This window comes from Salinimonas profundi, assembly GCF_014750655.1.
Lineage (GTDB): Bacteria > Pseudomonadota > Gammaproteobacteria > Enterobacterales > Alteromonadaceae > Alteromonas > Alteromonas profundi_A.
Genome location: NZ_JABBXD010000001.1, coordinates 587,373 through 608,368 on the forward strand (window position 1 = coordinate 587,373; position 20,996 = coordinate 608,368).

Sequence of the window (20,996 nt, forward strand, 5' to 3'; positions counted from 1 at the left end):
TTTGTTATGATTCTACAAATGCCATGGCTTCGTCGACATCAACCGCGACCATACGTGATACGCCGGGCTCAGCCATCGTAACGCCAGTCAGGTGCGTCGCCATTTCCATAGCAATCTTATTATGGGTGATATATATAAACTGTACTGTCTGCGACATTTCTGACACTAAGTTACAAAAACGCCCCACATTGGCATCATCTAACGGCGCATCCACTTCGTCAAGTAAACAAAAAGGTGCCGGATTCAGCCGGAAAATTGCAAACACCAATGATAAAGCGGTTAGTGCTTTTTCTCCACCGCTTAATAGATGAATTGTGCTATTTTTCTTACCCGGTGGCCGTGCCATGATGGTCACCCCGGTTTCAAGCAAATCGTCGTCAGTGAGTTCAAGATATGCCGAGCCCCCTCCAAATACTTTGGGGAATAGCGTCTGGACATCTTTATTGACTCTGTTAAAAGTCTCTGCAAACCTGTCCCGTGTTTCTTTATCTATCTTCCTGATTGCCGCAACCAGTGTTTCAAGGGCATCATTAAGATCTGCGTATTGTTCATCCAGGTGCGCCTTACGCGTGGACTGCGCCTCAAACTCCTCGACTGCCGCAAGATTTACCGCACCCAGACGGGTAATGGCTTTTTCGGTATCCTCCAGCATTTTCTGCCATTCGCTGTCGCTGGCATTGTTGTCCAACGATGCCAACACTGGTTTCAGTGAATAACCTGTGCCATTCATTTGTTCCAGTATTGCATCACCCCGGGCGCGGGTGCTTTCAATATCAACTGTCAGACTATCAATCGACTGCTGCCTGCTGGCGATCGATGCTGCAATGGATTGCGTGTCCTTTTTTCCCTCGTCAATAATTGACTCAAGTTCGTTGAGCGTCGTGCTTGTCTGCAGAATTTCAGTCTCAACAGCGTCGCGTTGCGCTAACAATAACTGTAGCTCGTGCTGCTGCTCCTGTGCCGGAGAGGAAAGTTTTTGCAGCTCTTCATTTAACTTATTAATACGTGCCGCGTAACTTTCCAACTGCGCCTGGTTACGCGTAACCTGCTCAGCATAACGTTCTACTGCATGCTGCTGCTGACTGAGCGCCAACTCAAGCTGATGGCGCTGATTCTGGTATTGCGAAAGCATCGTGCGCTGGGAAGAAACGCTGGCGGACAGTCTTTCCTTTTCTGTCGTTAATGTTTCAGATTGTTCAGACAGTTCACTGAGAATTGCCTCCTGCTCTTCGAGCGACGCTGACAATTGTGCTAACTGGGCAGTTTCCTGTGCTTCAGTTTCAAGCTGTGCTTCAAGCTCATCCTGTTTGCGTGTCAGTTCACTCTGGTGCCGCTCATAAAGCTTCACCGCCATTGCCTTACGTTCAGAGGCCGAATCATGCGCCAGCCGCTTTTGCTGTAGCGCCTGTTTACTGTCCTCATAAGCTTGTCGAGCATCGGACACGTTCTGTCTGGCAGCGTCACGCTGCTGCTCAAGCGCGTCGACCTTTTCACGGTTTTTCTTCAGCGACGCGCTGAGCGTCGCAATCTGATTCTGCCGGCGAACTGCCCCGTCTGCGGCATTATCACCTGGTGTGAATATCCAGCCCTTCGCAACAACGAAACCATCACGACTTAACAGCAAGTCTTTATCCTGCATTGCGGGGGCCCGGCTTAAGGCTTCATCCAGATCGCTGCAAAGATAAATCTGATTAAAATAAACCGGCACCGGTTCGTCTTTAAATAAGGCGTGCGCCAGTGTTCCCGGAGTAATGTCTTTTTCTGTCCCAACCGTTTGCGTAATGGCGAGATGGCCGCCCGCGATTAGCCCGGGCTCAACATTGTTTGTATCATTAAACTGTACTGGCTGATGCAAAAAGCGTAGTACGCTCTCCACTGCCGTTTCCAAAGAAGCCGGCACAGTAAGCGTTTGCCATAAGGGTGTAACCAGTGCACTGTCAATGTCTTCCAGACTATCTTCCTGCAGCGTTTCCAGCGCGGCGAGTTTTGATGTCAGAATCTGGTTTTGCTGATCTGCACTACGGTATGATTGTTCCAGTTTTTCCAGTTCGGTGACACGAATATCAAGCTCGCGATGATTTTGGTCACAGGTCTGCGCCATGACGTCGATATCGCCTTTCAATGTCGAAATCGCGCTGGTCAACTCCGTGATCGTTTCGCTGTCGGACTGTCGACTTATTTCCTGTACCTCGGCCTTAAGTTCACTGATACGCTGGCTGGTACGTAATTGCATGGACAGTGCCGATTGGATCTGCGCGTGAGACCGCTGTACTGCGTGCCGGGCTTCGTTGTACTGACTATCGTGAGTACGGGTCTTTTCAGAAAAACTGTCCATCTCACTTTGGGCCAGTTCAAGTGATTCCTCACACTGCTCGAGTTGTGCACTGGCGGTTAAACATTGTGGCTCAAGCGTCTCAACCTGCGCGCGGGCGCTTTCATGAGCACGTTGCGCTTCAGCGGCTGACGCTGTAACAAGGTCCTGTTGTGTGTGAAGATCATCAATTTCAGCATTAATCTGCTCGGTGCGCTGTTTACTATGTAGTGCATTTTGTTCGAGGCGGGTAATATCGTTAGCTAGTGCGAATGACTTTTGCCGCAGATCATCCAGCGTATCTTTTTGATCCTGTGCTTTTTCAATGTAGCGGATCAGCCCGGCCTCATCGCCTCTGAGCTTAGCTTCTAAACTGTCGAGCTCCCGCTGCTCACTGTGCTGGCGCTCTGTAAGCCTGGCTATTTTTTCATCATGAGCAAGCCAGCGAATTGCAGTAAGCTCAGCTTTATACTGACGCTGTCTGGCTTTCAGCGCTTTATAGCGCTGAGCAGCAGCAGCCTGACGTTGTAGCTTTTCCAGTTGTCGGCCCAACTCCCCGCGAACATCATCCAAGCGCTCAAGATTTTCGCGGGTATGACGGATACGATTCTCGGTTTCTCGTCTGCGTTCTTTATATTTTGACACCCCCGCGGCTTCTTCCAAAAAGATTCGAAGCTCCTGCGGCTTGGATTCTATCAGTCTGGATATCATCCCCTGTTCGATGATGGCGTAACTTCTTGGCCCAAGTCCGGTGCCCAGAAAAATATCGGTAACATCTTTACGACGACAACGGGTACCATTTAAAAAGTAGGTGGACTGCGCCTCTCGGGTAACTAACCGCTTAATGGCAAGTTCATTGTAGCGGGCATACTCGCCCCCGACTCTGGCCTGGCTATTATCAAAGATAAGCTCAACTGAACACTGACCCACAGGCTTTCGGCTCGAGGAACCGTTAAAAATGACGTCTGTCATTGCATCGCCGCGAAGGTTTTTGGCTGAACTTTCTCCTAATACCCATCTGACAGCATCAATGACATTGGACTTGCCGCAACCATTGGGACCAACGATCGCCGTCATCTCCCCGGGAAAAGGAATAGTGGTTGGTTCAACAAACGACTTGAAGCCGGCCAGTTTGATTTTAGTCAGGCGCACAAACAGGCTCTCCAGCCAAAAATGTATGCAGACCAGTCACGTAACTTATCATCCAGATGTCCGGGTGTTCATACGCACCGTATGGGAAGTGGCATATTGGAATTATTATTATGCGCAAAACTTTAGCAGAACTCACAGGCTGTAACAATTCGCATTTGAAACTAAGGGGATAGCTTCATGTATACTATCATTTTACCCTTTCTGACAGGAGCAAAAATGATAGCAAGAAGCGGTGTTGCGTATTTCACCAGTGGCTTTTCTCTTATTCGGACAAAAGGCCTTAAACGCTTTGTCTTTATTCCGATGGCCGTAAACCTATTACTTTTTGCAACAGCGTTTTACTTTTTATTCGGTCAGATAGAAATGGGCATTGCGTATTTGATCAACCTTATACCTGAATGGCTTGGTTGGATCCAGGAGGCATTGGTTTATCTGCTTTGGCCCGTTGCTGTCATTTCCGTGCTGCTGGTATTTGCATTAATTTTTGGCACCCTGGCTAATTGGATAGCCGCTCCCTTTAATGGCATTCTCGCTGAAAAAGTAGAGCGCCATCTGACGGGTCAGGATATGGGCGATGAAGGTGTGCTGAGCCTGATAAAAGATGTGCCCCGAACGCTGGGCAGAGAGTTTTCCAAATTCATCTGGTATCTACCCAGAGCAGCGTTATTTTTTCTTATTTTTCTTTTCGTACCGATCGTGGGTCAAATTATCTGGTTTCTTTTTTCAGCCTGGATGCAGGCCATTGTGTATTGCGATTATCCTTATGACAATCACAAAGTGCCATTTAACAGAATGCGACTCCACCTTAGTCAGCATAAAGGACGAGCAATGACATTTGGTATGATGGTCAACATCTTCTCATTGATACCCGTGGTGAATTTTATAGTGATGCCTGTCGCAATTTGCGGGGCAACAGCGATGTGGGTCAATGAATTACGCGAAGAAGTCGTGCGCTAAAAAATGGACAAATGCCCTACTCAGCCTGCCTGGTGGCTTGCGCGTTAAACGCGTTGTAACGATCAAGCCACTTTCCAGCGCGCTGCTGGTCACCCGCGTAATGAAAGTGCTGGAAAAAGTTCATAAACACGGGCCGTTGTGCTTCAGGAGAAAGCAGTTGTTTTTTCCACAGCTCAAGATATATATCAGGAATTACACCACTGTCATGGTGCTCCATAAACGTTATCTGACGACTTGGTTTATAAGCATTGACGGCCACCGAGCTGCAGGACTTCGACGCCCCGATAGCGACGGTTTTATTTAACGCCTGCCACTGGTCAAGCGTGGCCAAAGGTTTATAGGTAATTTTCCCATCCACAATCAGATTGGGGGCTTTTGCGCCGTCGCAATACTGCTGTGCAGTATCAAGCGGTAGAGGATACTCATCCACAAAACCAGCAAAATGTGCCAGTTCATGCACCAGGACCGAATAACTGTCTGATAAATCCAGATACATAATTCCATTATGGACATTCGCTTTGCCCGCATCGCCTATCATTATGATGTGTGTTGCGCGAGTACTTTCGACCGGCTTCTCCAATTGACGGATATCGCAGCCCATACGACCTGTTTGCTTCCAGTCAGACGCGCATCTAACGCTATCCTGGCTTAACCAAATGGGTTTTTGCAGGCAAACAGGTAATGATTGAAGACGTTCGTCGGTTATAAACGCCTCGTAAAGCTGACTGGCACGTTCAATACTGGACAACGATGTCGCGAACATCTGAATTTTCTGGGCACACTGCTGCTTTTGCGTCCAGGGTGTGAACGTCACTGCCTGAGGCGTTTGTACCTGATAATCCTGAATGATCTCCAATAAGCGTTTGGCCATGGCATGGTGATTAATGGCTGCGCGTTGCAACAACTTCATGCCACCTTTCATGTCCCCTTCCTCAAACAACATCCGACCTAGTTGAAAAGCACTTTGCGGATAGGCATCGGCGGTTTTCTCCAGCCACGGTCTGGCTTTATCAACAGATTGATTAAGCAGATACAAATCCGCCAGCGCGGCCTGTGCTGGTGCGTGGTGTTGTTCAGCAGCCCGAATAAGCCAGTTCTCCCTGACTGCCATGTCGTCGCTGGTCATGGCGTAGGCAAGCTGTGCGTCGGCAACGCCCCCGCGCGCTGCCAGGCGCAATAAACGCTCACTATTGGTTGCATCCTTATCCAACTGATATAGCGCCCACGCCGCTTCAGGCTGACGCAAGCTCACCAGCTTTTCAAGCCAGAATGCGTTTTTATCAGCAGCGGCCAGCGACACTAATCGTTGCCGGGCTTTTTCGCTACCCAATAGCGAGGCTTGCCACAAAAGCGGTTCGGGCTTTTTGGCATGACTGGCGTTATTCAGTAACTGAGGAAGATGAAAACTGCTGTCACCTGCGACCAGCACAAGTGCCAGCAAGGCAATGATTAACCCACGCATAGTAAAAGTGTTTACTGAACTTCAGTGGCAGGATCACGAAGCCGCTTTAGTTCTTTGCGAGCGTAGCGATGTTCGACATAGTCATGGACATTGGTACTGAGCGCAAGTTTGAAATAATTTGCCGCCACACCCTGATTTTGCTTTTCGCTATGATATTTACCCAGGTAAAAGTATGCCTCGCATAATCTTTCCGTCAGTTCCCGCTGGTTTGATACCCCCTCGATTAGCGAACTGAGGAGCTGCTCTTCCTGCACGCTACCGGTATACAAATCAATGAGACCGATTGCCCAGTGGCCGGCAGTCAAATCTGAACGTATGCTTTTGAGATAATCCTGTGCGTCCTGTTCATTCACCTTCGCCATAGCGAAATAGAGCCATAGCGCGCGAAACGGGTCAGAAGGCTCCTTGAGATAGAATGTTTTAAGATCTTTAACCGCAAGATCTGAGCGATCACCGTAATAAAGAGCAATGCCACGGTTTAAAAATGCAAAATCATAGTCAGGATTAATATCCAATGTTGAGTCAAAAGCTTCATAGGCCTGAATGTATTCATCTTGCTGAATAAAATGAATACCAATTGAGTTATACGCCTGTGCCATATCCGGTTTAAGCTGTAATGCCTGACTATAGTCAAACTGTGCCAGGCCACCTAAACCGACGCTGTCATATAACATGCCGCGCTGATACGTCAATTCGGCACGTTCTTCATCACTCAGATCGCTACTGTCGAGAATCTGGTTATAACGAAGAATCGCCATTTGTGAGCGAGGACTGACAGGAACCGGTTCAGCAAGCAACAAGTTGCCCATCTGGCCGCGCGATTCGGGTTGAGGAGTCTGCGCGCAACCAGCCACTGTTATGGCAGTGAATAAAAAAAGAATGAGACTTATCAGTTTGTGCATGTTAAAAATGGCATCACTTTAGTAAACAGGTATATCGCATAACGACATTATGCTTTACCCGGGAGCAACCAATCATAAAATGAAAGCCGCTTCCCTGATGGAAATGACTGGCGCAACCTTCGCCCATTTGCCCTGAAAAGTAAAGCTTATCGATGTTTTTGCAGGAATAATATGGACAATAAAATTATTCAAAAACTCGTAGAAAGTGCCTACGACGCTCAGACACACTCACATTCGCCCTACTCCGGATTCAAAGTGGGTGCAGCTGTCCTTAGTAAAAACGGAAATATTTTTGCCGGCTGCAATGTGGAAAATGCGGCGTATCCTCTGGGACAGTGTGCAGAGGCAACCGCAATAGGCGCAATGATAACCAGCGGTGATAAAGCAATAGACGCCATCGTCATCGCCAGCCCCAATGATGATGCGTGCTTTCCCTGCGGCGGCTGTCGTCAGAAAATTGCTGAATTTGCTGACGATGATACGCCCGTTTATATGGTGACCAGGACCGGAAGTTTACATCAGGTCACCATCGGCGAATTGTTACCTTTCGCATTTCGCGATACAGCACTGGCAAGCTAGAAAATGATGTTACTCGCTGGCAGATTTTTTCTGCTGGCGGGCATTTAAGGCATCTAATTGTTGCTCGGTAGCAGGCAGCTGATAATGTTCTTTCCACTCGGCGTAGGGCATCTTATAGATAATTTCGCGTGCAGCTTCATACTCCAGCGTTTCGCCCCGCGCCTGGGCTTCAGCTACATACCATTTTGCCAGACAATTACGGCAAAAATCAGCTAACACCATCAAGTCGATATTCTGGACATCTTTGTTGGCATCCAGGTGATCAAGCAATCGTCTGAACGTCGCCGCCTCAATTTCAGTTTGCGTTTGTTTTTCCATTTTTTTCTCCAATAAAAAAGGAGGCCTCAGCCCCCTTTTAATCAGCGATAATAATTATTCGCCCTGCTCGTTTTGTTCTTTAGGTGCAGGTTTTTCCAGCAACTCTTTGATGCTAAGACGAACACGATTCTGACGGTCGATTTCCATCACCTTCACGTCAACCATCTGACCTTCTGACAGGTAATCGGTCACTTTATTCACACGCTCGTGAGCGATCTGTGAAATGTGAACAAGCCCTTCTTTACCAGGTAGTACTTCGACAAAGGCACCGAAATCAACGATACGCGTGATTTTACCATGGTAAGTTTTGCCAACTTCGATTTCTGCAGTCACCTGCTCAATCTTGCTGATAGCGATATCAGCCTTTGCACGCTCGGTAGCAAAGATCTTGATTGTACCATCGTCTTCAATTTCGATGTTCGTGTCTGATTCTTCAGTAATCTGACGAATCATCGCACCACCTTTACCAATTACATCACGGATCTTGTCCTGATCAATCTTCATGGTATAGATGCGCGGTGCAAATTCGCTAAGCTCATCACGGTGACCGGAAATCGCTTCGTCCATCACTTTTAGAATATGCAGACGAGCTTCTTTCGCTTGCTTCAGCGCGATCTGCATGATTTCTTTTGTGATACCTTCGATTTTGATATCCATTTGCAGCGCAGTGATACCTTCAGTGGTACCCGCTACTTTAAAGTCCATATCACCAAGATGATCTTCGTCACCCAGGATGTCTGAAAGTACCACGAAGTTCTCATCGCTCTTAACCAGACCCATAGCAATACCGGCTACAGACGATTTGATTGGTACACCTGCATCCATCAGAGCCAAAGACGTACCGCAAACTGACGCCATTGACGAAGAACCGTTAGATTCAGTGATTTCAGATACTACACGCACAACGTACGGGAAGTCTTCTTCACTTGGCATTACTGCCTGGATACCACGTTTTGCCAAACGGCCATGACCAATTTCACGGCGCTTAGGCGAGCCCATCATGCCCGTTTCACCGACACAATATGGAGGGAAGTTGTAGTGCAGCATGAAGCGGCTGTCACGTTTACCCTGAAGCTCATCGATCATCTGCGCATCACGTTCTGTACCCAGTGTTGCTGCAACCAGCGCCTGCGTTTCACCACGGGTAAACAACGCCGAACCGTGTGTACGCGGCAGTACACCTGTTGCTACGTCCAGTGCCCGAATCATCGCAGGATCACGGCCATCTATACGTGGCTCACCGGCAAGGATACGAGAACGTACTACGTCGCTTTCCAGATCGTGCAGAAGATTCAGCACTTCTTTTTGGTCCTGCTCTTCATCCTGCGCGATAATATCGGCAAGCGCTTTCTCAGTCACAGCATTTACTGCGTCTTTACGTTCCAGCTTATCTGAAATCTGATAGGCCTGAACCATGCCGTCATGTGCGGCGGCTTTAACTTTCTCTTTTAAAGACGTGTTTTCTTCAGCTGGCTGCCAGTTCCACGACTCAGTGCCGACTTCTGAGGCAAACGCATTCACAGAATCAACTACAGTTTGTAGCTGCTCATGTCCGAACATGACTGCACCGAGCATAACATCTTCAGAAAGCATGTTTGCCTCTGACTCAACCATCAGTACTGCGCTTTGTGTACCAGCAACAACCAGGTCAAGCTCGCTCTCTTCTTGTTCAGAAGCGCGGGTATTTAAGATGTACTCACCATTGGTATAACCAACGCGGGCAGCGCCGATAGGCCCGTTAAACGGAATACCGGAGATCGCCAGCGCGGCTGACGTACCAATCATTGAAATAACGTCAGTAGGAATTTCAGGGTTGGCAGACATAACTGTCACAACAACCTGTACTTCGTTTTTGAATCCCTCAGGGAACAGCGGACGAATCGGACGATCTATCAAACGCGCGATTAATGTCTCACCTTCTGAAGGACGTCCTTCACGCTTGAAAAAACCACCCGGGATTTTACCTGCTGCGTAGGCTTTTTCCTGATAGTTAACAGTTAGCGGGAAGAAATCCTGATCTGCTTTGGCTTCTTTTTTACCAACCACTGTTACCAGTACAGATGTGTCATCCATACTTGCCATAACAGAAGCTGTTGCCTGACGAGCGATTACACCCGTCTCCAGAGTCACAGTATGCTGACCATACTGAAATGATTTTGTAATAGGAGTCACTATTTGTCCTTTATGTCTCTGTATCTATTTTTTCGCTTTTAAACGCGGCGCCTAGTATAGCTTTGAAATCAAATCAATACCATCCACAGATGGCTAAATGACGATTCCAAACGTACATTCGCGTTTCATTCTGCGCGCTGTAAAACTGTCGCTACCCTATCAATGGCGACACAAAATGCCAAGCACGGTCAACAGACAGAAAGCCAGATTGCTCTCCTGTGCGTGCATGAGATTACAATTTTGATAATAACTATCGGTATTGTATGTATTTTCATCAAATTGCCATATTTTAGCGTATGATAGTAATAGAGGTTTGTTGGAGTAATCTATGCTTGTATTACGATTAAACAAAGCAGGAATGCCGCAGGACTGGATCCACCCGGAACAGGCAGCACGATTGTACTGTCAGGAAAAAGTCATTTTTGAGCTGGGCGACGATTGTCGGATTTTACACGGCGGGCATAATCGTCTGGGGATACAAAGTACATTACGACTGGCTCCGATTATAGCCTGCGAGGGTAAAGTTACCGACCTTTCAGGTAAGGTTGCGCTGACGAATCGCTATCTGTTCAGGCGGGACAATGATATATGCTTGTACTGCGGACATGCCTTCTCACCCAAAGTATTGACCCGCGATCACATTCTGCCGCGTTCACGGGGCGGAAAGGATAGCTGGACAAATGTTGCAACTGCCTGTCAGCGTTGCAATCATGCAAAAGGAGCGCGTACACCGGAAGAAGCCGGTATGCCGCTTCTCGCTGTGCCTTTCCGGCCAAATGTTTACGAGCGATTCTATTTGATGAACCGGCGAATTTTAGCTGACCAGATGAATTTCCTGGCCAGCCACTTTTCGCGTCAGCGAGACTGGCAGGTAATGATTTAGCCTAACGCAGGTTTGGCTTCTGCCTCCTGCTCAGCCAGCGCGCGATGCCACAGGTTCATCCAGTCTGCCGAAATTTTTTGCTGCAGATCATGTGCCTCGTCAGTTGGACAAAACAGGGCAACAGAAATAACAGTGTGTCCCAGCTCATTGGTTTGAACTCCGATAGTGGGATCGATCTGAATGAATTCCACTTCCATATGACGTTCAATAAGGCTTTTGTAACGTTCTGCTACATCGCGGTAAAAGTCACAGTGCGCTTTGGCCCTGGCGATAAACGATGGCAGCAACGTATAAGGGTTTAACTTTGGTTCGTTAGTGATAGTAAACGTATGCAGCTTATAGCGACGTAAAAAATTCAGGTTCTTAACCACTTGCGTCACCAGGTGACTGTTGGGGACATAGACGTGCTTTCCTGTATAGTCATGCGTTTCCTCATCAACTTCCAGCAGCGCCGTTTTCGCCCAGTCCATCTCAACGACCTCACCAACAATTTTATTCATCTGAACCCAGTCGCCAACACGAAACGGTTTCGCCCCCAGGTAATAAATAAACCCCAGAAAACATTGAATGAACTCACGCATCGCAATAACAATGGCGACCATAAAGGCTGCGATGGAAATGGCCAGACTTTGAATCTCGGAGCTCCACACCAGGATAATCAGTATCACCAGGAGCCCATTACTGATCTGCTCTAAAATATTGATGGTATGACGACGATCTTCACCACGGCGTCTGCTGCGCAGGCGAATGAGCTTCAGCGCGAGTCGCTGCAAGCCCAGAAAAAGGACAATGATTATCGCTGACGTGACAATTTTATTATCAGCGGCGAAAGCCGTAATTTGCTGCCAAAGTACATCCACAGAATAAGGCAATCCTGATCTCCTGAATTTAACGATTAAGCGATTGACGCCCATAAAAAAACACCGGGCTGGCCAGCCCGGTGCTCATTATGACGAAACCCTAATTCAGGAACAATCCCAAACCATTAATTTCTGATTTGCCCTTCACCATTAACCAGATACTTTTCAGTAGTTAGTGACTCAAGACCCATAGGGCCATAAGCATGCAATTTGGTTGTTGCAATTCCAATTTCAGCGCCCAAACCAAGCTGACTACCATCAGAGAAGCGCGAAGAAGCATTGACCATGACAACCGAAGCATCAACGGCTAACTGGAACTTCTTAGCGGCGTCTTCATTTTTGGTACAAATAACTTCAGTATGGTTACTGCCAAATTTAGCGATATGATCGATGGCTGCATCAAAGTCTTCAACAACGCGCACAGCAATCTCTAGTCCAAGATATTCTGTACCAAACTCATCGTCGCCGATGACATCTGCACCATCAAAGTATTTGCTACCTTTCTCATTCACATGAATTTTTACGTCATGCTTGGCCAATTCTTCAGCAACACGAGGTAGGAAGTCGTCAGCTACGGCCTGATGGACGACCAATCCTTCCAGCGCATTACACACACCGGTACGTTGAGTTTTGCCGTTAAGCAGAAGCTGCAGCGCCTGATCAAGATCCGCATCCTTATCAACATACAAGTGACAAACACCCTCAAAATGCTGAATAACGGGCACTTTAGAATTATCAGTAACGTAATTAATCAGGCCTTCACCACCGCGAGGAATAATTACATCAATATAATCACGTTGCTCCATCAGTTCCTGCATCAAAGCACGATCCGGATTAGGCACAACCGTAATCAATGCTTTAGGCAGGCCATGTTTTTCCAGCGTATCCTGCAGCAATTCGGCAATCGCCAGACTGGAATCTAAAGCCTCTTTACCACCACGCAGTATGACAGCGTTGCCCGATTTGAAGCACAATGCGCCAGCATCTGCAGTCACGTTCGGACGTGCCTCATAAATCATACAAACCACACCCAGTGGAATGCGCATTTTACGAATCTTTATTCCATTGGGACGCGTACCGAAATCTCTGACCTTGCCGGCCGGATCTTCTAAATCAATTATTACCTCGATACCCGCAGCCATATCCTCGATACGATCATCATCCAGGATCAGACGGTCAATCATTGCGGCATCCAGATTATTTTCTTTCGCTCTGGCAACTTCTTTTTCGTTGACTGCTTTTATCTTGTCTTTATTAGAGCGAATGGCCGCTGCCATATCTTTAAGTACTTCATTCTTCTTGGCAGTATCAAGAATCGCCAGCTTTTGAGCGGCTTTTTTTGCATCTTGTGCTAATTGCGTAATAATACTCATTCTTTCTCCAAATTTGCTAAATGCTGATTTGAAATAATCGGGCCAGTCTTCTCTTCGAATTCAGAGGCGAATTCTTCATTATCCTGTTTGGCTATGAAGTTGAGCAGACAACTGCTGTAATTTGATTTTGCTTTTACTAACTTCGTGCCATCGTCTTTTCTGACGAGAATAGTGTCACCGACAGAAAACTCGCCCTTGACATCAATTATTTCACTACTGGTTAATTCTTCCGTATTGTCTTCCAGTGAGGCCGCGAAATTACTTTCAACAATCACCTCACCCTGTGCATTAGAGGTATGCCTCATCCAGTGCACATTTTCTTTCATCGGTACTTCATACGCCTGGAAATGTGTTCCCGGATTTTTTCCATCTAACAACATGTTAAAGGACAACTCAGTAAATCCGTTGATGATGAACGTATCAATACCGTGAGAAACCGCTTTTTCCGCCGCTTCAATCTTGGTGCGCATACCACCTGTACCTACACCGCCTTTTACAGCACCGCCGGCCATCGCATAAATACTTTCATCAATATTTTCGACCCATGAAAGTAATTTTGCATCATCATTTTCATGAGGATTTTTATCGTAGAGCCCGTCGATATCTGAACAGATGATCAGCGCATCCGCATCCGCTGCCGCAGCAACCATTGCTGATAGATTATCGTTATCTCCCACTTTCAGCTTATCGGTTGTTACAGTATCGTTTTCGTTAACGATAGGCAGAATCTGGTTATCTAACAACGAGAAGAGCGTTTCCCGAATACTCACATACCGTTCTCTGTCACGAAGGTCTGCGTGAGTGAGTAGGATTTGAGCTGACGGGAAATCAAAAAGCTTATCCCATGTAGAGATCATCTCAGTCTGCCCTGCAGCAGCCATTGCCTTTTTCACTGCGATATCCGTATTTTCCTGATTAGGAAACATGTGCGAGCCAGCAGCAACAGACCCTGAAGATACCAGAACGACCTGGATTCCTTCAGCGCGGCATTTAACAATAAACTGCGCGATGCTCAGCAGATAGTGACTACTACACCCTTGTTGATTGGGTGCAATAAGTGCACTTCCTACTTTAATTACAATGCGTTTCCAATTTGCACGATTCATAGCTTCGATCACCTCAAGACTGTTGTTCTGCTAGTTCCTGACTGGCTTGCTGATACATTTTCTGCACATTCTCGGCAGGTTTTGTATCCAGCGCTGACACCACCCACAGGGTTATAGTGCTCACAATAAACCCTGGAACAATTTCGTAAATTACGCTGCTAAGTGTTTTGCCGTCGCTTAAAACTGGCGCGTAAATCCAGAATAAAACGGTAATTGCACCTGTAATAATTCCCCATAGTGCAGCCTTCTCAGTCAGGTTTTTCTTATACAGACAAAACAGCACTAATGGACCAAATGCAGCGCCAAAACCTGCCCAGGCATTACTTACCAGCGAAAGAATAGTATTTGATGAGTCCATTGCCAGTAGTAACGCAACAATCGCTACACCACCAACGCCGAACCGACCGATAGTAACGGTCTTTTTCTCACTCACTTCTTTTTTAGAGATCACTCTGTACATATCTTCAGTCAGCGAACTTGCAGAGACCAACAACTGAGACGAAATCGTGCTCATGATTGCTGCAAGTATTGCCGCCATTAAAAAACCACTAATTAATGGGTGGAACAGAAGTTGTGAAAATAAAATAAAGATAGTTTCAGGATCATCGACCTGTAATCCGAATTGATTGGCATAAGCCACGCCAACAAACCCAGTAGCTAACGCACCAATAATTGTTACCAACATCCAAGACATGCCGATATTGCGCGCTGTGCTTACCGCTTTTACAGAACGAATCGCCATAAACCTGACTATGATGTGCGGTTGACCAAAGTATCCCAGTCCCCACGCAAGACTCGACAATATTCCAATCATTGTCATCCCTTCCCAGGATGCGAGAAGTCCCGGAACCGATTCCGATGCAGCCGCGCTCATTTGCTCAGCGCTGTCAAACTCAGTAAATGCCACAATGGGAACAAGAATCAGGGCAACGAACATGATGCAGCCCTGAACAAAGTCGGTCATACTTACGGCCAGGAATCCACCTAACAGGGTATACGACACCACAACGCCCAGAGTAATTATCAGGCCCCAGTGGTACTGCACACTAAACGCACTTTCAAATAGCTTGCCACCGGCAACCAGGCCCGCAGACGTATATAGTGTGAAAAACATAACAATAATGGCAGCAGAGACCATTCGAATCGGGGAATTTGCCCGGCCGAACCGTTTGGCAAAAAATTCAGGGACAGTGAGAGAATCATCCGCAACTTCGGTATACACACGCAGCTTTGGTGCAACTAAAATGTAATTTGCCAGCGCCCCGGCCAGCAGACCTATTGCGATGTACATTGCGTCGAAACCCGTGACGTACATTGCACCAGGTAACCCCATTAGCATCCATCCACTCATGTCAGATGCGCCGGCTGATAATGCGGTTACCTGGGGACTCACCGCACGTCCTCCAAGGATATAGCCAGAAATGTCGCTGGTTGATTCCCGGTAGGCAAATAAGCCTATTCCCAGCATAGCTAAAAAGTAGATGGCCAGTGAAATATAACTTTCAATCGGCATACTGCGTCGCTGACTCCTGTGTTGATTATACATCGCGATGGCGCACTCATGGTTACCTGACTACGGTAATTCGTTAAGTACGTGGATCTTCACATCGCCCGTTAATTTGAGTTCTAACTATATCAGTCAAAAACATTTAAATGCAAATGATTAGCCATTTAATACTGACTAAACCATAACTTTAAACTAAATCTTTATAAAGCTGATTGTTAACATTCAAAACCTTAAGCTTGTAGAGGCTTATGCACGTATGACGTGGTTTCAAATCACATGTTACTTACATTTGCATTTGTTAACATCACGTTAATCGAGCGACTTTTCATGCAGATAACGTGACTTTTTATTCATTTCAATTGAATTATATTTTAAGCGCTTTGTTTGCTTATAATTTGACCTAGCACCTTTTCAGTCTCTGCTATCGATGCATCGCTTAATCCTAATTCATCAACAATATCGCTCATGGTTGAGATCAGCGGCTTGCGACTATCGTCCTCTTCTACGATGGAATAGATGTTAGGATGAAGATAATACTGACGACATACCGTTGGCGTGTTGCCTAGCATCGTTGCGACATGACTTGTAAGCGTAGCAGGCCAGCTACGCCGTTTATTTTCCTGAACTTTCAAAGCTACTTCCGGCATTGAGAAAAGCGCGAACCGACTAGCTCCCCAGGTCCTGAAATCCTTACACGAATAATCTGCGCCTAAATTATCGTGAATAAACTGATTAACATCATCAGAGTCAACATCATGCCAGCGCCCTCCTTTATCCTCGTACCGGAAAAGTGCATACCCTCTTTCTTGTGCACTTTGCGCAACAAGATCAGCAAGTTTACTGTCTTCAACCTCTACGTTTCGTGGCTTATTATGTTTACCCACAAAAGATAGCGTTACGTGCTCTTCATCCTGCTGTACGTGTTTTCGCCTCAGTGTGGTCAGTCCATAGGTATTATTTTGTTGTGTGTAACTACGATTGCCGATACGCAGACCGGTATGATCAAGAAGAAGACATACAAGAGAAAGGGTTTTTTCCGGAGTCCAGTTGTCTTTTTCGACTCTTTCCCAACAATACTGTCGAAATTCGGGCAGGACACTTCCGAAGCCAGCCAGCCTCTCGAACTTCAATGCCTGTTGCTGCTCATGCCATTTTGGATGATAAATATATTGCTTCCGATCTTTCGCATCATAGCCGGTAGCCTGTAAATTATCAGAAGGGTTCGTGGTAATTCTGACGTCTCGCCAATTCGGAGGAATTACCAATTTCGTCAGTCTGTTTATGACTCTGGAAGATTGCACCTTCCTACCGCTCAGGTAAAAATACTCAAACCCTTTACCGCGTCGCTTTCTCATTATTCCTAATTCAGAGTCTGCCATACACCTGCTGCCTATCAATGTATTGTCGGACGTGCCCGCCCTGTTATGACAAAATAATACGCAGTTATGCAAAATCAGGACTCATCATTACAATTCCATAATCTGTGCGCGGTATCACAATGACATTGCTAATGTGTCTAGCATTATCTGGCTTGCCAGTAACTATTTGGTTCAGGAAATTATTGCCCGTTCTCAAGCAAATATTTCCTGAATCCCCCTCCGCGCAGTCTTATAGATTGGCTAAGGCGGATAAATCTCACTTCTTTACAGCCAGTTAGCAGAAGGCACGGAACTTGATTGTCAGATTGTGTTCAATACTTCTTATATTCAACACATTTCCTTGAATCTTGGAAATCAGCACTGTGTATTGACTAACAATCTTATGAAATGGTGAACAAATGAATCAAAGATCAAATCTTGATGAAATGCGAGAAGCTATTTTAAGTACGGCACATACGCAGGTCGCTGCCGTATTTGACAGTGAAGCATCTGCGCGGGCATCAATCAGCGAGGTGGAAGAAGCCACTGATGTTGATGACCAGCAGATTACTATTGTTAATCCGTCAGACGCAAATTTCAGCGAGAAGCTGGAAGCAGATAGCCAGAAACTCGGCAAGCACATGTGGTATGCCCATCTATTACTCGGGGCAGCCGGATTGATAGTAGGCTTGATGGTTGGGTGGTTGTTAGTTAATTATGGTCCTGCCCTGACGCAAAGTAATCCACTGTTTACTTACATAGCGATGATCAGCCCGGGCATTTTCGTCGGATTATTTGTTGCCGGCCTTATCAGCTTGCGTCCCGATCGAAGCGAGATTATCGATACAGTCCGGCATGCCATTCGTCGTAAGCACTACGCTGTCGTTATCACTATGAAAAAGCATCAGTCGGTAAAAACAGTGACGGAAGTTCTTTCACGAAAAAGTCATAAAGTGGTTGATGCCGCATCATAAAAAAAGCGCCGCATGGCGCTTTTTTATTCACGTTACCAATTAATTTCTTTTTTATCCCTGAAGAACTTACCAGAAGGACCATCTTCTTCAAGCTGTCCAAGCCAAATCGCTGTTTCAGCGCCTTTTTCAGGTGAACGCGGCGCATCTCTTCCGCCCATCCGGGTATGGACCCACCCCGGACACATTGCATTAATTTTAATATTAGAATGGTCAGCTGTCTCATTAGCTAATTTTACTGTCATCGCGTTTAGCGCAGCTTTGCTGACTGCATAAGCAAGTGGCCCTTCCATGCCTTCAGCAAATGACCCATAGCCGGACGATACATTTACAATCCGACCATAACCACGGTCTATCATCCCTGGCAACACCTGCTGGCATAATGCAAACGGACCGTTCACATGGACCTGCATCGAACGCTTCAATTTAGCCAAATCGAGCTCCTGCCAGTTTTCGTCGTCCATCACACCGGCATTATTAACCAACACATCAATTCTGCCGAACACTGCAGCGGCGCGGGTAATATTGTCAATTACTGCCTGTTCGCTGGACAGATCCATTTCAATGATCTGAATGTCAGCGCCCACAATATCTTGTTTTACTTCTTCGCCGGCTTCTTCATCGCGACAGCCCAACAGCACTTTACACCCGGCTTTCGCATACCCCCTGACAATTTCAAGACCGATTCCCCTGTTTCCACCGGTAACAAAAACAATTGGTGTCATGATTTCTCCTGTCTTTTAAGTTGTGATTTATCTTTAAAATAGGTTTCAACATATCGGGTTAGCACCATACAAAGCGGGAAAATCGCCGCCCACACTATTGCCAGAGTGAATAGTGTCAATCCCAATGATTGAGGAAATACCACCGCCCCGAACCGTTCACCCGCCCAGTAGCTTATTGGGCCAAAAATAGCGCCAAGTAATGCGCACAACAGTGTCTTACTCTGTAAATAATTCAGGCTGTAGGGCAATGTCAGGCCAAATGCACCCCATAGTGCAATCAGCCAGAAGGGGATGGGCACGACAAAAACTGCTGAGTTGAATAAAAACAGATTTGCCAGCGTCAGCGCGCTATCAACAACGCAACCCAGTACGATAACGATGGTAAGCAGAACCATATCCCTTGTTTTAGCAGGAGATATAAGAAAAAAAGCGACAAAAAGTAAGCCTATCACCCAGATAAACTCGTACTGTGTAAAAATCGCCAGAAACCAGATTGTCTGAAACCAGATAAAATTCGCAGCTTTATTTAACATACTGGAATTCATGGCAAAAATTCTGCATTAGCTGTATCCCGTTTTTTATAAAAATACGCATTACGAAGACATGTTGAATTAATTACGCATTATCGGGTCGACGGTTCATTCGCCAGAATGACGAATAATTAAATCTATAAGGGAGTAAGCACGTTGAAAATGGTAAAGTATTACGTTCTGGGCGCAGTCGTTTCTATTCTGCTGGCTATTTTCATTCCTTCAATTGTCGCTGCGATTTTCTTTGGCTGGATTGCTTTTTCTCTGGCAGTAGTAAGCTTTGCTTACATCTGTAATTACCCTTCACTCTTCCGCAAGCGGGAAGATGGCTCTATTCCTTTCTATGTGCGATGGGCATTCATCCCTTTTTTAATTGGTACTGGCGCATACAATCACTTCGCGAGAAAATACGATAAAGTGCCCGCGATTCAACAGATTGATGAAAATCTCTATCTTGCCTGTCGTCTGTTTTCTAAAGACATTGAAGAGATGAAAGAAAATGGGGTTACGGCCGTTTTAGATGTCACTGCAGAGTTTGACGGTCTCGACTGGACAGCGCATCAACTGGATCTTGAATATCTCAATATTCCCGTCCTTGACCATACCAGCCCCACTGAAAATCAGCTAAACACAGCGATAAACTGGATTGAGCAGCAAATTGACAGCGGCAGAAAAGTCGTTGTGCATTGTGCGTTGGGTCGGGGACGCTCGGTACTCACCGTCGCTGCATATCTTCTGGCAAAAGATTCGCGCCTTTCAGTGATTGATGCCCTCAATACGATTCAATCGGTGCGCTCTACCGCTCGATTGAACAAACGCCAGTTAAGCTCGCTTAAAAAGATTAAGCAAGGCGGCAGGCTACAACTTACACGATCTCTGGTGCTTATTGCTAATCCTGTCGCCGGCGGCGGTAAATGGATGATGGAGAAAAATGATATTCTTGCTCAGTTAAATCCCCATTTCAGAGTTCATGTGCTGGAAACCAGTAAAGAGCAAAATGGTACCGTCATGGCCGAAAAAGCAATCAGCGAGGGTGCAGATATCCTCGTGGCCTGTGGCGGGGATGGCACAATCGCAGAAGTCGCGCATGCCTGTATCGATCGCAATGTCATACTCGGTGTCATTCCGCTGGGAACTGCAAATGCTCTGAGTCAGGTCATCCACGGCTATTATTCAAAACTTGTTCCCATCAGCCACGCGTGTGACGTCATAGTGGAAGGGAATACCATACAAATGGATACTGCACAGTGTAACGATAAACTAATGCTGTTAGTGGCAGCAGCGGGCTTTGAAGAACAGATGATTTCATCGGCGGATCGTGAGCAGAAAGATGCCGGTGGTCAGATGGCGTATCTTCGTGGACTGTGGGAAGCCATCACCCAAAACGATGTGCAGGAACTCGTTGTCACCTTTGACAATGATGAGCCAGTGACCATTACTACTCCCAGTTTTGTTATCGCCAACGCAGCTCCATTGACGACAGCGTTGGCTCAGGGCGGTGATGAACCTGACATGACAGACGGAAAGCTTGATATCACGTGGTTGCAGCCTCAGGAGCAGGCAGACCAACAGTTCTTATCACTCGCTGAACTGGTTTTTTCCAATCATGATTATAAGAAACAATCAGAGCGCCTTGAACACAGACAAGTAGAAAAAGTCGTTGTTGAGTTTAAAGAAAAGAGCGACTACGCCCTGGACGGCGAAATTCTTCAGGCTAAATCAATCACAGTAGAAACAAAGCCTGCCAGTCTGACGATATTTAATTACAGGCAGCCAGACTAGCGGTTATTCGCTGAAATAAATACCGTTTTTCTTTACCCGATGATCAAT

At 46.5% G+C, this 20,996-nt stretch carries 17 protein-coding genes; 5 read left to right on the plus strand and 12 right to left on the minus strand.

Annotated features, from left to right (window positions below):
* Window positions 1–4 precede the first annotated feature (4 nt).
* The gene (smc, locus tag HHX48_RS02545; RefSeq protein WP_191022060.1) at window positions 5–3,463 is read right to left on the minus strand and encodes a chromosome segregation protein SMC; all 3,459 of its coding nucleotides are present in this window, start codon (window positions 3,461–3,463) and stop codon (window positions 5–7) included.
* Window positions 3,464–3,679: 216 nt separating this feature from the next.
* Between smc and cysZ the strand changes: the two genes are divergently transcribed.
* A complete protein-coding gene (cysZ, locus tag HHX48_RS02550) occupies window positions 3,680–4,420 on the plus strand; it encodes a sulfate transporter CysZ (RefSeq protein WP_191022061.1) in 741 nt (246 codons plus the stop codon).
* A gap of 16 nt (window positions 4,421–4,436) precedes the next feature.
* Here the strand turns inward: cysZ and HHX48_RS02555 are convergent, their stop codons facing one another.
* Window positions 4,437–5,882 (minus strand): tetratricopeptide repeat protein, encoded by a 1,446-nt coding sequence (locus tag HHX48_RS02555; protein ID WP_191022062.1) that lies wholly within the window; start codon window positions 5,880–5,882, stop codon window positions 4,437–4,439.
* 11 nt (window positions 5,883–5,893) lie between these two features.
* Window positions 5,894–6,784 carry a lipoprotein NlpI gene (gene nlpI / locus HHX48_RS02560; RefSeq protein ID WP_191022063.1) on the minus strand — a complete coding sequence of 297 codons (891 nt, stop codon included), beginning with the start codon at window positions 6,782–6,784 and terminating at the stop codon, window positions 5,894–5,896.
* Between the two features lie 171 nt (window positions 6,785–6,955).
* Between nlpI and cdd the strand changes: the two genes are divergently transcribed.
* Complete coding sequence (gene cdd / locus HHX48_RS02565) at window positions 6,956–7,363, plus strand: cytidine deaminase (protein ID WP_191022064.1); 408 nt, start codon at window positions 6,956–6,958, stop codon at window positions 7,361–7,363.
* A 9-nt stretch (window positions 7,364–7,372) separates the two neighbouring features.
* On the opposite strand, the gene HHX48_RS02570 is transcribed toward cdd, so the two are convergent.
* Both HHX48_RS02570 and pnp read right to left on the minus strand, forming a co-directional pair.
* Window positions 7,373–7,681, minus strand: a complete 309-nt coding sequence (locus tag HHX48_RS02570) for a DUF1244 domain-containing protein (protein WP_191022065.1) — start codon at window positions 7,679–7,681, stop codon at window positions 7,373–7,375.
* A 54-nt stretch (window positions 7,682–7,735) separates the two neighbouring features.
* Window positions 7,736–9,853, minus strand: a complete 2,118-nt coding sequence (gene pnp / locus HHX48_RS02575; protein WP_191022066.1) for a polyribonucleotide nucleotidyltransferase — start codon at window positions 9,851–9,853, stop codon at window positions 7,736–7,738.
* A 328-nt stretch (window positions 9,854–10,181) separates the two neighbouring features.
* Between pnp and HHX48_RS02580 the strand changes: the two genes are divergently transcribed.
* On the plus strand, window positions 10,182–10,736 hold the full coding sequence (locus tag HHX48_RS02580; RefSeq protein ID WP_191022067.1) for an HNH endonuclease: 555 nt from the start codon (window positions 10,182–10,184) through the stop codon (window positions 10,734–10,736).
* On the opposite strand, the gene HHX48_RS02585 is transcribed toward HHX48_RS02580, so the two are convergent.
* From HHX48_RS02585 to HHX48_RS02605, 5 genes are all read right to left on the minus strand, one after another.
* Window positions 10,733–11,608 (minus strand): mechanosensitive ion channel family protein, encoded by an 876-nt coding sequence (locus HHX48_RS02585; RefSeq protein WP_191022068.1) that lies wholly within the window; start codon window positions 11,606–11,608, stop codon window positions 10,733–10,735. The genes HHX48_RS02580 and HHX48_RS02585 overlap by 4 nt on opposite strands.
* 113 nt (window positions 11,609–11,721) lie before the next feature.
* Window positions 11,722–12,969, minus strand: coding sequence for a glutamate-5-semialdehyde dehydrogenase (locus tag HHX48_RS02590; protein ID WP_191022069.1), 1,248 nt, complete (start codon window positions 12,967–12,969; stop codon window positions 11,722–11,724).
* Entirely contained in the window at window positions 12,966–14,075 is a 1,110-nt protein-coding gene (gene proB, locus HHX48_RS02595; RefSeq protein WP_191022070.1) for a glutamate 5-kinase, read from the minus strand. Before proB ends, HHX48_RS02590 begins: the two co-directional genes overlap by 4 nt.
* A 13-nt stretch (window positions 14,076–14,088) precedes the next feature.
* Entirely contained in the window at window positions 14,089–15,588 is a 1,500-nt protein-coding gene (gene putP / locus HHX48_RS02600; RefSeq protein WP_191022071.1) for a sodium/proline symporter PutP, read from the minus strand.
* A 365-nt stretch (window positions 15,589–15,953) separates the two neighbouring features.
* Complete coding sequence (locus HHX48_RS02605; RefSeq protein ID WP_191022072.1) at window positions 15,954–16,961, minus strand: DNA topoisomerase IB; 1,008 nt, start codon at window positions 16,959–16,961, stop codon at window positions 15,954–15,956.
* A gap of 398 nt (window positions 16,962–17,359) precedes the next feature.
* On the opposite strand from HHX48_RS02605, the gene HHX48_RS02610 reads away from it, so the two are divergent.
* Entirely contained in the window at window positions 17,360–17,914 is a 555-nt protein-coding gene (locus tag HHX48_RS02610; RefSeq protein WP_191022073.1) for a hypothetical protein, read from the plus strand.
* Window positions 17,915–17,946: 32 nt separating this feature from the next.
* Here HHX48_RS02610 and HHX48_RS02615 read toward each other — a convergent pair whose 3' ends face one another.
* Window positions 17,947–18,636, minus strand: a complete 690-nt coding sequence (locus HHX48_RS02615) for an SDR family NAD(P)-dependent oxidoreductase (RefSeq protein ID WP_191022074.1) — start codon at window positions 18,634–18,636, stop codon at window positions 17,947–17,949.
* Window positions 18,633–19,169, minus strand: a complete 537-nt coding sequence (locus tag HHX48_RS02620) for a DUF2878 domain-containing protein (RefSeq protein ID WP_191022075.1) — start codon at window positions 19,167–19,169, stop codon at window positions 18,633–18,635. The genes HHX48_RS02615 and HHX48_RS02620 overlap by 4 nt, the downstream gene beginning before the upstream one ends.
* Window positions 19,170–19,328: 159 nt before the next feature.
* Between HHX48_RS02620 and HHX48_RS02625 the strand changes: the two genes are divergently transcribed.
* A complete protein-coding gene (locus HHX48_RS02625) occupies window positions 19,329–20,948 on the plus strand; it encodes a diacylglycerol kinase family protein (protein WP_263406906.1) in 1,620 nt (539 codons plus the stop codon).
* Window positions 20,949–20,996 lie beyond the last annotated feature (48 nt).